Source organism: Acidovorax facilis, assembly GCF_023913775.1.
Classification (GTDB): Bacteria; Pseudomonadota; Gammaproteobacteria; order Burkholderiales; family Burkholderiaceae_C; genus Acidovorax; species Acidovorax facilis.
Map to the genome: position 1 here is coordinate 1 of NZ_JAMXAX010000157.1, position 12,430 is coordinate 12,430.

Annotated in this window: 15 protein-coding genes; 9 read left to right on the forward strand and 6 right to left on the reverse strand. The window is 61.6% G+C overall.

The window, feature by feature from the left end; translation table 11 throughout:
* Positions 1-163: 163 nt before the first annotated feature.
* The 5 genes from NFX52_RS26615 to NFX52_RS26635 form a co-directional block, all read right to left on the reverse strand.
* Positions 164-997, reverse strand: coding sequence for a DMT family transporter (locus NFX52_RS26615; protein WP_055396222.1), 834 nt, complete (start codon positions 995-997; stop codon positions 164-166).
* 102 nt (positions 998-1,099) lie between these two features.
* Positions 1,100-1,810 (reverse strand): AraC family transcriptional regulator, encoded by a 711-nt coding sequence (locus tag NFX52_RS26620; protein WP_055396224.1) that lies wholly within the window; start codon positions 1,808-1,810, stop codon positions 1,100-1,102.
* A gap of 32 nt (positions 1,811-1,842) precedes the next feature.
* Positions 1,843-2,823, reverse strand: a complete 981-nt coding sequence (gene lipA, locus NFX52_RS26625; protein ID WP_055396226.1) for a lipoyl synthase — start codon at positions 2,821-2,823, stop codon at positions 1,843-1,845.
* A 15-nt stretch (positions 2,824-2,838) separates the two neighbouring features.
* On the reverse strand, positions 2,839-3,534 hold the full coding sequence (gene lipB, locus NFX52_RS26630; protein ID WP_055396228.1) for a lipoyl(octanoyl) transferase LipB: 696 nt from the start codon (positions 3,532-3,534) through the stop codon (positions 2,839-2,841).
* A gap of 26 nt (positions 3,535-3,560) precedes the next feature.
* Positions 3,561-3,878, reverse strand: a complete 318-nt coding sequence (locus tag NFX52_RS26635) for a YbeD family protein (protein ID WP_055396230.1) — start codon at positions 3,876-3,878, stop codon at positions 3,561-3,563.
* 276 nt (positions 3,879-4,154) lie between these two features.
* Between NFX52_RS26635 and NFX52_RS26640 the strand changes: the two genes are divergently transcribed.
* From NFX52_RS26640 to NFX52_RS26680, 9 genes are all read left to right on the forward strand, one after another.
* Positions 4,155-4,628: an ATP synthase subunit I gene (locus NFX52_RS26640; protein WP_055396234.1), complete on the forward strand. Its 474-nt coding sequence runs from the start codon at positions 4,155-4,157 to the stop codon at positions 4,626-4,628.
* Between the two features lie 19 nt (positions 4,629-4,647).
* Positions 4,648-5,526 carry a F0F1 ATP synthase subunit A gene (gene atpB, locus NFX52_RS26645; RefSeq protein ID WP_055396236.1) on the forward strand — a complete coding sequence of 293 codons (879 nt, stop codon included), beginning with the start codon at positions 4,648-4,650 and terminating at the stop codon, positions 5,524-5,526.
* A 60-nt stretch (positions 5,527-5,586) separates the two neighbouring features.
* On the forward strand, positions 5,587-5,856 hold the full coding sequence (atpE, locus tag NFX52_RS26650) for a F0F1 ATP synthase subunit C (protein WP_007847749.1): 270 nt from the start codon (positions 5,587-5,589) through the stop codon (positions 5,854-5,856).
* A gap of 34 nt (positions 5,857-5,890) precedes the next feature.
* On the forward strand, positions 5,891-6,361 hold the full coding sequence (locus tag NFX52_RS26655) for a F0F1 ATP synthase subunit B (protein ID WP_007847746.1): 471 nt from the start codon (positions 5,891-5,893) through the stop codon (positions 6,359-6,361).
* 10 nt (positions 6,362-6,371) lie between these two features.
* Entirely contained in the window at positions 6,372-6,914 is a 543-nt protein-coding gene (locus NFX52_RS26660; protein ID WP_055396238.1) for a F0F1 ATP synthase subunit delta, read from the forward strand.
* A 42-nt stretch (positions 6,915-6,956) separates the two neighbouring features.
* Positions 6,957-8,510, forward strand: coding sequence for a F0F1 ATP synthase subunit alpha (gene atpA, locus NFX52_RS26665; RefSeq protein ID WP_055396240.1), 1,554 nt, complete (start codon positions 6,957-6,959; stop codon positions 8,508-8,510).
* An 18-nt stretch (positions 8,511-8,528) separates the two neighbouring features.
* Positions 8,529-9,395 (forward strand): F0F1 ATP synthase subunit gamma, encoded by an 867-nt coding sequence (gene atpG / locus NFX52_RS26670; RefSeq protein ID WP_055396242.1) that lies wholly within the window; start codon positions 8,529-8,531, stop codon positions 9,393-9,395.
* Between the two features lie 33 nt (positions 9,396-9,428).
* The gene (atpD, locus tag NFX52_RS26675; protein WP_055396243.1) at positions 9,429-10,835 is read left to right on the forward strand and encodes a F0F1 ATP synthase subunit beta; all 1,407 of its coding nucleotides are present in this window, start codon (positions 9,429-9,431) and stop codon (positions 10,833-10,835) included.
* Between the two features lie 75 nt (positions 10,836-10,910).
* Complete coding sequence (locus tag NFX52_RS26680) at positions 10,911-11,327, forward strand: F0F1 ATP synthase subunit epsilon (protein ID WP_010467232.1); 417 nt, start codon at positions 10,911-10,913, stop codon at positions 11,325-11,327.
* A gap of 94 nt (positions 11,328-11,421) precedes the next feature.
* On the opposite strand, the gene NFX52_RS26685 is transcribed toward NFX52_RS26680, so the two are convergent.
* Positions 11,422-12,279, reverse strand: coding sequence for a phospholipase D-like domain-containing protein (locus tag NFX52_RS26685; RefSeq protein WP_252635891.1), 858 nt, complete (start codon positions 12,277-12,279; stop codon positions 11,422-11,424).
* Positions 12,280-12,430 lie beyond the last annotated feature (151 nt).

Sequence of the window (12,430 nt, forward strand, 5' to 3'; positions counted from 1 at the left end):
TGAGACTTTGCTTTTGCTGCAGTCCCAGGGCTATTGCGTGGCGTTCGCTCTGGCTCAACTGCTGGTAATTCTTCTGTGTCATCTTGGCCTCAATTCTCGGTGTTGCACTTCAGAATTGAGGCCGCCGAGCGCTAGAGGCCAATTTGACGCGTATTTCTCATGGTCAGCGCGCCCGCATCCCCATCACTGCCGCGCTGATGATCATCACCGTGGCCAGTGCGATGCTCCAGCTGAACGAGCGGCCACTCACCACGATCAGCAGCGCGGTGGACGCCAGCGGCGTGATGTAGCTCAGGATGCCGATGTGCCGTGCGTCTCCGAGCTTGAGGGCCTTGTCCCACATAAAAAACGACGCCCCCAGCGGCCCCAGGCCCAGCACTGCCAGCAGGGCCCAGTCGCGCGGCTGCAGCGCCACGGCGGGCTCCAACACCACATGGCACAACAGGGACAGCACGCCGGACACCAGTCCGAACAGGCCGATGGCCGTGGTCGGAAAAGCCGCCACGCGCTTGGTCATGAGCGAGTACGTGGCCCAGATGAATGCTGCGGCCAGCGCGGGCAGGTAACCCCAGGCCAGCGTGCCACTCAGCTCGCGTCCACCCGCAATCGCAATGGCTGCGCCCCCAAAACCCAGCAGCGCCGCCAGCACATGCGGCAGGCGCAGCGCCACACCGGGCAGCACCACAGGCGAGAGCACCACGATGAACAGCGGCCACAGGTAGTTCACCAGATTGGCCTCCACGGGCGGCGCGTGGCGCAGCGCAATGAACAGCAGGAAGTGGTACGCAAACAGGCCATACACACCGAGCGCTAGCGTGCGCAGTGGAATGCGCCACTGCGACGGGTCACGCAGCACAAACGGCCAGGCTGGCACGCTGCCGATGATGAGCGCAATGCCCGTGAGCAGGAACGGTGGAATGTGGGTGAGCGAGACACCCAGCGAGGCGAGGGAGGCCCACAGCGCGATGGCGCCCAGGGCGTACAGGTTGGCTTGCATGGCGCCGAGCTTACGCGCGCAGGACATTCGGAATCGTCGCGCAACGATGGTCCGTCGTCGCGTGGTGATCGTCGGCTGGACGCGGCAGCCTTTGTCAGTGATTCAGTGATCTTCAGCGCGCCGCAGTGCCGCCGTGAGGGCCGAGGGCGAGCGGTAGCCCGTGCGCCGCGCCACTTCGGCCACGGCCATGCCTGTGCCCCGCAGCAGCCGCGCCTGTGCCAGGCGCTGGCCGCGCAGCCAGGCCATGGCACCCATGCCCTGGTCTTCGCGGCACCTGGTAGCGAACTGGCTGGGGCTCAGATGCACCTGCGCCGCCAAGTCGGCAACGTTGAGTTCGCGGTGCCATTGCAGGGCTGCCCAGCGCTGCAGAGCAGGCCAATCGATAGTGCGTTGGCGCGTGGATCGGTGGAGGGATGTATGGGGCGCTGAGCCCGCCAGCCACGCTTCCAGCAGCAATGCAGGGCCATGGGTCTGCGCCAGCGGGCGGCCTTGTTGCAATGCGCTGGCCAGGTAGTGCGCCAGGGGCAGCGCATCGGTGGGCAGTGCGGTAGTGAGCTGCGCGCTGGCGCACTGCGCCCAGCCGGGGTGGGCGCTGTCGAGCACCAGGCAGACGCTGCCGCGCGACGATTCGAAGTCGTGGCGATCCCCCGGCGCAATCACGCAGCCGCCACCGGGCGCCACGCGCACACCGTGCCCCGCGACTTCCAGGTCCAGTGCGCCGGAGAGACCCAGCAGTATCTGGAAGTGGTCGTGGCTGTGGCTGCCCGGCGATGCGCCGTAGCGCCGCAGCGAGAGCGATTCCGCCGCGCCCATGATCGTGCTCTGGGTTTCGCGTCCCGCCAGGCTTAAACGCCAGCGGCGTGCGCCTGCTGGTCCGCGTGGTAGCTGCTGCGCACCATGGCGCCGACCGCAGCGTGGCTGAAGCCCATCTTGTAGGCCTCTTCCTCGAACATCTTGAAGGTGTCGGGGTGCACGTAGCGGCGCACGGGCAGGTGGCTGTTACTGGGCGACAGGTACTGGCCGATGGTCAGCATGTCGATGTTGTGTTCGCGCATGTCGCGCATTACCTGCAGGATCTCTTCGTCCGTCTCGCCCAAGCCAACCATGATGCCGCTCTTGGTGGGAACATTGGGGTGCAGGGCCTTGAACTTTTTCAGCAGGTTCAGGCTGAACTGGTAGTCGGAGCCTGGGCGCGCTTCCTTGTACAGGCGGGGTGCGGTTTCCAGGTTGTGGTTCATCACGTCGGGTGGCGCGGCTTTCAGGATTTCGAGCGCACGGTCGTCGCGGCCCCGGAAGTCGGGCACCAGGATCTCGATTTGCGTGGCGGGCGACAGTTCGCGGATGTTCTGGATGCACTCCACAAAATGGCCGGAGCCGCCGTCGCGCAGGTCGTCGCGGTCCACGCTGGTGATCACCACGTACTTGAGCTTGAGCGCGGCGATGGTCTTGGCCAGGTTCAGGGGCTCGTCCTTGTCCAGCGGGTCGGGGCGGCCGTGGCCCACATCGCAGAACGGGCAGCGGCGCGTGCACTTGTCGCCCATGATCATGAAGGTGGCCGTGCCCTTGCCGAAACACTCGCCGATGTTGGGGCAGGAGGCCTCTTCGCACACCGTGTGCAGCTTGTGCTCGCGCAGGATCTCCTTGATCTCGTAGAAGCGTGTGGTGGGGCTGCCCGCCTTCACGCGAATCCACTCGGGCTTCTTGAGCACTTCGCCTTGCTCGACCTTGATCGGAATGCGCGAGAGCTTGGCGGCAGCTTTTTGCTTGGCCAGCGGGTTGTAGGCTTCGGTGGATTGCGCTTCGCGGACGACTTCAGGGGTGCTCATGGCTGTAGGCAGAGTTCAGGGCGCCAACCGGATGCTGAGCTGCTGGCCCAGCACCTGCGCGGCTTCTTCCCAGGTGGTGTGGACCCCGATTGTAGAAAGGTCCACCGTTTGCAAACCTGCGTAACCGCAAGGGTTGATGCGCGCAAAGGGCTCCAGGTCCATCGCCACATTGAGCGCCACGCCGTGGTAAGTGCTGTGCCGACTGACCTTGATACCCAGGGCGGCGATCTTGCCCAGGCCCTCGAAGTCCGGGATTGGCGCCGCCGTGCCGATGCGCTTTTGCGGACGCTGCGGCAGCAGGGCGTGGCTGTGTGGGTCGTCCAGCCGCACATAGATGCCAGGCGCGCCGCCCACGCGGTGGCCCGTGATGCCAAAGTGCGCCAGCGTGCGGATCACGGCTTCTTCCACGCGGTAGACGTACTCCTTGACGAAGTAACCTGCGCGCTGCAGGTCGATCAGTGGATAGGCCACCACCTGGCCGGGGCCGTGGAAAGTGACCTGCCCGCCACGGTTGGTGGCTACCACCGGAATGTTGCCCGGGTTCAGCACGTGATCACTTTTGCCTGCGAGCCCTTGTGTGTACAGCGGTGCGTGCTCGCACACCCAGAGCACGTCGGGTGTACCGGCCGAACGCGCGGTGGTGTAGTCCTGCATGGCCTGGACGGTGGTGGCGTAGTCCACGCGGCCCAGCATGCGAATGTCGATGGTCATGCGGCAAATATGCTGCAGCCCCGGGGCTACAGCACCACTTTCACCAGGGGGTGTGACGACAGTGCGCGGTACAGGTCGTCGAGCTGCTCCCGGCTGGTCGCGGTGATGGTGATGGTTACTCCGAGGTAATTGCCAGCGCGGCTGTCTCGCAGTTCAATGGTGCTGGCGTCAAAAGTGGGGTCGAACTGGCGGGCCAGTTCAGTGACAGCATGCACGAAGCCGTCCACCTTGGCGCCCATGACCTTGATGGGGAACCTGGAGGGGTATTCGATCAACGAGTCTTTGCGTGGATCGTTAGCCTGTGTGTCGAGGCCATTGGCAGGTGGTGGGCTGGAGGTTGTCATGGTGCGTACTGCTTCGGTTTCAATAGCTGGCGGGGCTTTGCCATTGTGCGCCAGCGGGGTTGTTGTGCTGCCGCTTGGGTGCAGGCAGCCTGCCCCAGGCCAGTGCACGGCAGTGCGGGAAGGATGGGAAAAGCCGTTGGCCTGTCACCACAACAGCGCATGCACGCGCACCGGTTTTGGGCCGGGCTTGCAGGTCTTTGTCGTGCGTCACGGGTTTTTACTTATAATTAGAGGCTTTGTGAAAGTTGCAGTCTGTAACGCGGGCGTCATTCAACAATGAAAACAATCCCGCCTGAGACTGAAATTGAGGCTGAAGAATCTGACTTCAAGCCCCTGACGGCCGAGGAGGCCGAGGTGTGGCGCAGTCGCAATCCTTCCATCTCTGTGTGGAAGGTGGTGGCGGGTCAGGCACTGGTCGGGATGCTGGTGGCCCTGGTGGCCTGGGCTCTGACGGGCAGGGCATCGGTGGGCTGGTCTGCGGCTTATGGTGCGCTGGCTGTGGTGGCTCCGGCAGCGTTGTTTGCACGCGGTGTGTTGCGCCATTCGGCGTCTTCCAAGCCGCGTGCTGCCATGGTGGGATTCTTTGGTTGGGAGATTGCCAAGATCGTGCTGACGGTGGCGCTGCTTGCTGCGGCACCTCGGCTGGTGTCGGGCTTGAGCTGGATTGCCTTGCTGGTTGGCATGGTGGTCGCAATGAAAACGTACTGGGTGGCGCTTTTGGTGCGACCCGGTGTCCGAAAAACCGATTGATATAGAGAAGAGTTGTCCGATGGCCGCAGAAGCGCACGCTCCGACTGCAAGTGAATACATCGTTCACCACCTGCAGCATCTTCAAAACGTCAACCAGACCAAGATTGTTGATTTCACCGTCATCAACTACGACTCGATCATCGTCGGTCTGGTTCTGGGTGTGCTCACCCTTTTGATTCTGTGGTCAGCTGCCCGTAAGGCAACCTCCGGTGTGCCCGGTCGCTTCCAGGCGGCGGTGGAAATGCTGGTCGAGATGGTGGACAACCAGGCCAAGGCCAATATCCACAACGCCGAGAGCCGCAAGTTCATTGCTCCTCTGGGTCTCACGGTGTTTGTCTGGATCTTCTTGATGAACTTCATGGACATGTTGCCGGTGGACCTGCTGCCCGCCATCTGGGCCAAGATCTATGGCGCTGCTGGTCATGATCCCCACCACGCCTATCTGCGTGTCGTACCTACGGCCGACCTGTCCACCACCCTGGGGCTGGCATTTGCCATTCTGATCCTGCGCTTCTGGTACAGCGTCAAGATCAAGGGCGCTGGCGGCTGGGCGCATGAACTCGTGTCGGCTCCGTTCGGCACCAGCAAGAACCCCATCTTCGCCCTGGTTCTGGGCGTCGTGAATCTGCTGATGCAGATCATTGAATATGTCGCCAACACCGTATCGCATGGCATGCGGTTGTTCGGCAACATGTACGCCGGTGAACTGGTGTTCATGCTGATCGCCCTGATGGGTGGTGCGGCTGCACTGTCGCTGTCGGGTGTGCTGCTGCCTGTGGGCCACGTTATCGCTGGCACCATCTGGACGCTGTTCCACATTCTGGTGATCTCTCTGCAAGCCTTCATCTTCATGATGCTTGCACTGATCTACCTCGGTCAGGCGCACAACGCGCACTAACGGTTCCCTTTCGTTTCCCTTTTCTTTTTCAACCTTTCTTTTTTTAACTCAGGAGTCATCATGGAAAACATTCTCGGTCTCGTCGCTCTGGCTTGTGGTCTGATCGTTGGTCTGGGCGCTATCGGCGCTTCCATCGGTATCGCACTGATGGGCGGCAAGTTCCTCGAATCGTCGGCACGTCAGCCTGAACTGATCAACGAACTGCAAACCAAGATGTTCATCTTGGCTGGTCTGATCGACGCCGCCTTCCTGATCGGCGTGGCTATCGCTCTGCTGTTCGCTTTCGCCAACCCCTTCGCTTCGACGTTCTTGGCCAACCTGCCCAAGTAAGTCCCGTTCAACGCCACTCTAGAAAGGTGTTGCCGTGAGTATCAATGCGACCCTGTTCATTCAGGCCATCGTCTTCTTGATCCTGGTGTGGTTCACGATGAAATTCGTGTGGCCCCCGATCGCGAAGGCGTTGGATGAACGAGCCCAGAAAATCGCCGAAGGCCTCGCTGCTGCCGACCGTGCCAAGTCCGAACTGACCGCTGCCAACCAGCGCGTCGAAAAGGAGTTGTCACAGGCGCGCAACGAAACGGCCTCGCGTCTTGCGGACGCCGACCGACGTGCCCAGGCTATCATCGAAGAAGCCAAGGCACGCGCCACGGAAGAAGGCAACAAGATCGTTGCCTCCGCCCGTGCCGAAGCCGAGCAGCAAACGGTGCAAGCCCGCGAAGCCCTGCGTGAGCAGGTGGCAGCGCTGGCCGTCAAGGGTGCTGAGCAGATTCTCCGCAAGGAAGTCAATGCCGGCGTTCACGCCGACCTGCTCAACCGCCTGAAGACCGAGCTGTAAGGGGACACACATGGCTGAACTCGCCACCATTGCCCGCCCTTACGCCGATGCCCTGTTCAAGGCCGCTACTGCGGGTGCGGGCATGGACCTGGCCAGCACCGCTGACTGGGTCGATGAACTGGCGGCCATTGCCGCCAACCCCCAGTTGCGTCAGCTGGCGGACAACCCCAAGGTGACGGCAGACCAGGTGTTTGCTGTCTTCACGGGTGTTGCGCGTTCGGCGCTGTCCGATACGGCCAAGAATTTCCTGCGCACAGTCATCGACAACGGACGCATCAACGCGCTCCCGGAAGTGGCTTCGCAGTTTCGTACCCTCGTGAATCGCCGCAACGGCTCTTCGGATGCCGTGGTGTACAGCGCTTTTCCGATGGACAGTGCCGCACTGTCCGAGGTCAGCGCAGCGCTGGAAAAGCGCTTCGGCCGCAAGCTCAATCTCGCTGTTCAGCAGGACGAGTCCCTGATCGGCGGCATTCGCGTAGTGGTGGGTGACGAGGTGCTGGACACTTCGGTCAAGGCCCGTCTTGAACAAATGAAAGCGGCCCTCACCGCGTAACGCGCGGCGAGGACAGCGAACCAAAGAAAGAAGGAAAGAGTCATGCAACTCAATCCCGCAGAAATTTCTGAACTCATCAAGAGCCGCATCGAAGGTCTGGCTGCCAGCAGCGATATCCGCAATCAGGGCACCGTGGTGTCTGTGTCGGACGGTATCGTTCGCGTTCACGGCCTGTCGGACGTGATGCAAGGTGAAATGCTGGAGTTCCCCGCCACCAAGGACGGCCAGCCTTCCTACGGCCTGGCGTTGAACCTTGAGCGCGACTCCGTCGGCGCCGTGATTCTGGGCGAGTACGAGCACATCTCCGAAGGCGACACCGTCAAGTGCACGGGCCGCATTCTGGAAGTACCCGTCGGTCCTGAGTTGATCGGCCGCGTGGTGAACGCCCTGGGCCAGCCTATTGACGGCAAGGGTCCTATCAACGCCAAGCTCACCGACGTGATCGAAAAGGTCGCTCCGGGCGTGATCGCCCGTAAATCGGTGGACCAACCTCTGCAGACCGGCCTGAAGTCCATCGACTCCATGGTACCTGTGGGCCGTGGCCAGCGCGAGCTGATCATTGGTGACCGCCAGACCGGCAAGACCGCTGTGGCCATCGACGCCATCATCGCCCAGAAGGGCCAGGGCGTGACCTGTATTTACGTTGCCATCGGTCAGAAGGCTTCGTCGATCAAGAACGTGGTGCGCGCACTGGAACAAGCCGGTGCCATGGAATACACGATTGTGGTGGCCGCGTCGGCTTCCGAATCGGCTGCCATGCAGTACGTGTCGGCCTACTCTGGCTGCACCATGGGCGAATACTTCCGCGACCGTGGCGAAGACGCCCTGATCGTGTATGACGACCTGTCCAAGCAAGCTGTGGCTTACCGTCAAGTGTCGCTGCTGCTGCGTCGCCCACCAGGCCGCGAAGCCTACCCTGGCGACGTGTTCTATCTCCACAGCCGTCTGCTCGAACGTGCAGCCCGCGTGAATGCCGACTACGTCGAAGCCTTCACCAAGGGTGAAGTCAAGGGCAAGACTGGTTCGCTGACCGCACTGCCGATCATCGAAACGCAAGCTGGCGACGTGTCCGCTTTCGTGCCGACCAACGTGATCTCGATCACTGACGGCCAGATCTTCCTGGAAACCTCGCTGTTCAACGCCGGTATCCGCCCCGCCATCAACGCCGGTATCTCGGTGTCGCGCGTCGGTGGCGCTGCCCAGACGAAGCTGGTGAAGAACCTGTCCGGTGGTATCCGTACCGACCTGGCCCAGTACCGTGAACTGGCTGCGTTCGCGCAGTTCGCTTCCGACCTGGATGAAGCAACCCGCAAGCAGCTCGACCGCGGTGCCCGCGTGACCGAACTGCTCAAGCAGGCGCAGTACAGCCCGCTGTCCATCTCGCTGATGGCTTCCACGCTGTTTGCTGTGAACAAGGGCTTCATGGACGACATCGACGTCAAGAAGGTTCTCGACTTCGAACACGGCCTGCACCAGTTCCTGAAGACCAGCCACGCCGCTCTGCTGGCCAAGCTGGAACAGGCCAAGGCCATGGACAAGGACGCAGAAGCCGAATTGACCGCAGCCATCGCCGCGTTCAAGAAGTCGTTCGCTTAAACCGGACGAGGAGCCATCATGGCAGCAGGCAAGGAAATACGCGGCAAGATCAAGTCGGTGGAGAACACCAAAAAGATCACCAAAGCCATGGAAATGGTGGCTGCATCCAAAATGCGCAAGGCGCAAGAGCGGATGCGGGCTGCCCGCCCTTACAGCGAGAAGATCCGCAACATTGCAGCCAATCTCGGTCAGGCCAACCCTGAATACGTGCATCCGTTCATGAAAGTGAACGATGCCAAGACGGCTGGCGTGATCGTGGTGACGACCGACAAGGGCCTGTGCGGTGGCATGAACACCAACGTGCTGCGCGTCGTGACGTCCAAGCTGCGTGAGCTGCAGGGCGCTGGCGTGTCCACCGAGGCGGTTGCCATTGGCAACAAGGGCCTGGGTTTCCTGAACCGTGTCGGTGCCAAGGTGGTTTCGCACGTGACGGGCCTGGGCGACACGCCCCATCTGGACAAGCTGATCGGACCGGTCAAGGTGCTGCTCGATGCGTATGCAGAAGGCAAGATCAACGCGGTGTACCTCTCGTACACCAAGTTCATCAACACCATGAAGCAGGAATCGGTGGTGGAGCAGTTGCTCCCCCTGTCGTCCGCGCAGATGCAGGCCGACAAGACCGAACATGGCTGGGACTACATCTACGAGCCCGATGCACAGACCGTGATCGACGATCTGCTGGTCCGCTATGTCGAGTCCCTGATCTACCAGGCCGTTGCGGAAAACATGGCGTCCGAGCAGTCGGCACGCATGGTGGCCATGAAGGCCGCCACCGACAACGCCGGCAGCGTCATTGGCGAGTTGAAGCTGGTCTACAACAAGACGCGCCAGGCAGCGATCACGAAAGAACTTTCGGAAATCGTGGCTGGCGCCGCTGCTGTGTAAGCAGCTCAACCAACATCTTTATTGGAGCGAAAAATGGCTCAAGTGCAAGGCAAGATTGTTCAATGTATCGGCGCTGTGGTGGACGTTGAGTTCCCGCGCGACCAGATGCCCAAGATTTACGACGCTCTGAAGCTCGACGGTTCGACCCTGACGCTGGAAGTGCAGCAGCAGCTGGGCGACGGCGTGGTGCGTACCATTGCGCTGGGTTCGTCCGACGGCCTGCGCCGCGGCATCATGGTGACCAACACCGGCAACTCCATCACCGTGCCTGTGGGCAAGGCGACGCTGGGCCGCATCATGGACGTGCTGGGTGCTCCCATCGACGAACGTGGTCCCGTGAGTCAGGAACTGACGGCCTCCATCCACCGCAAGGCCCCTGCGTACGACGAACTGTCGCCTTCGCAAGAGCTGCTGGAAACCGGCATCAAGGTGATCGACTTGGTGTGCCCGTTCGCCAAGGGCGGTAAGGTGGGCCTGTTCGGTGGCGCTGGTGTGGGCAAGACCGTGAACATGATGGAACTCATCAACAACATCGCCAAGGCCCACAGCGGTCTGTCGGTGTTCGCTGGTGTGGGCGAGCGTACCCGCGAAGGGAACGACTTCTACCATGAAATGGCCGATTCCGGCGTGGTCAACCTGGAGAAGCTCGAAGAGTCCAAGGTTGCGATGGTGTACGGCCAGATGAACGAGCCCCCAGGCAACCGTCTGCGCGTTGCGCTGACTGGCCTGACCATCGCCGAGTCGTTCCGCGACGAAGGCCGTGACGTGCTGTTCTTCGTGGACAACATCTACCGCTACACGCTGGCCGGTACCGAAGTGTCCGCTCTGCTGGGCCGCATGCCTTCCGCCGTGGGCTACCAGCCTACGCTGGCCGAAGAAATGGGCCGTCTGCAAGAGCGTATTACGTCGACCAAGGTCGGCTCGATCACCTCCATCCAGGCCGTGTACGTGCCTGCCGATGACTTGACCGATCCTTCGCCTGCCACGACGTTCGCCCACTTGGACTCCACCGTGGTGCTTTCGCGTGACATCGCCTCGCTGGGTATCTACCCTGCCGTGGATCCTCTGGACTCCACCAGCCGCCAGCTGGACCCGAACGTTGTGGGCGAAGACCACTACGCTACGGCCCGTGCGGTGCAAGGCACGCTGCAGCGCTACAAGGAACTGCGCGACATCATCGCCATTTTGGGCATGGACGAACTGGCGCCTGAAGACAAGCTGGCCGTGGCCCGCGCGCGCAAGATCCAGCGTTTCCTGTCGCAGCCTTTCCACGTGGCCGAAGTGTTCACGGGCTCGCCAGGCAAGTATGTTCCGCTGTCGGAAACCATCCGTGGTTTCAAGATGATCGTGAACGGCGAATGCGATCACCTGCCAGAACAGGCGTTCTACATGGTGGGCACCATTGACGAAGCCTTCGAAAAGGCCAAGAAGGTGGCCTGATTGCCCGGCGGCTGAGCGGCCTACCGCCGCTCGGCTTTCAGCAATCAAGCAACCCACCTTTTCCTAGGAGCAATGATGAACACCATCCACGTTGATGTGGTCAGTGCCGAAGAGTCCATCTTCTCCGGTGAAGCGCGTTTCGTGGCGCTGCCTGGCGAAGCTGGCGAGTTGGGCATCTATCCCCGCCACACCCCGCTGATCACCCGTATCAAGCCGGGCTCGGTGCGCATCGAAATGGCTGACGGTTCCGAAGAGTTTGTCTTCGTGGCCGGTGGCATTCTGGAAGTGCAGCCCAACTGCGTGACTGTGTTGTCCGATACCGCCATCCGTGGCAAGGATCTGGACGACGAGAAGGCCAACGCCGCCAAGGCCTCCGCCGAGGAAGCGCTCAAGAATGCCAAGAGCGAAATCGACTTGGCCAAGGCCCAGTCCGAACTGGCCGTGATGGCGGCGCAGATTGCTGCGCTTCGCAAGTTCCGCCAGAAGAAGTGATTCAGATCTTGGTGGATCTGCCCCAAAACCCGGCTTGGCCGGGTTTTTTTATGCCCGCCTGGTGCAAAACAGCAAGCGGTCATGGAAGTCTGCACTAAGGTAAGGCGGGGGCCGTTTCCAGCAGGTGAAGTTGCAGCCCTTCACACGCCACGGAAAGCACATCGCCGCTGTCCGCCTGGAGCAAATGCCGGCTGCTCAGAAAGGCACGCGCTATGGATAGTGAGCGCACGCTCAGCGACAGCGATTCAATCAGCAAGTGTTCTCCTGGAACCAGCTCCAGACAGACATCCGGCATGACTGCAATGGGATGGCCAGGCTGCGAGCCTGTGAGTGCCCGCCAACGGTGCTGGTGTGTTTGCACATCCGGGGTGCCCATGCGCAGGGCATGCAGTCCGGTGATTCCCAGGGGGCCGCCCCCGCTGTCCTGCAGGGCCTGCCGATGCTGCGCGCGGCGTTCTACCGGCGTTGCGGTTTCGGGCCAGGGGTAGAGGGCCGCACGCCGATCCCACTCGCAAAAGAACACACAGCAGCTTGGAGCGGAAAGCTCAAGCAGCACGGAATTGGTGAAATTGGTGACGCTTTCGCCCCGACTGTTCTCGGACTGGAAAGCGCGGGGAGGCTTGCAAGTGATGCCTGCCTCCATCGCGTGCTCCAGACTTTCGGCCAGGGGCGAAGCAGGCTCCAGAGCAAAACCGTGGATCAAGGGCGGTTGCGCATGGTCGGGAAGATCGCCGTTGGCGGTCGCCGCCCACAATTCGAGGTCTGTGTTGCCCAGATGGACCCAGCCATACGTGGCGAAATCAGTGCGTTGCAAGGGCCAGGCCACGGGCAACCCGAAGGTCTCGCTGAAGAGCTGAAACAAAGGCTCGGCTGCGTGAAGGCGCAGCATGACATGGTCGATGGAGCGGTAGCTGGAAGCCATTGAGGTGTTCTGGGCCGGTGACTGGGCCATTGTCAATCTCTTCACGATTGGCAGTGACCCGTCCTGAATAGCGTTGACACCCAGGACGGTTTAAAACTCCAGCCGGACTATCCGGCCAACGACGCCCGATGCACCGCATCGGGCGTTTGCATTTTCAGCGATAGGTGTGGCCGCTCGCAGT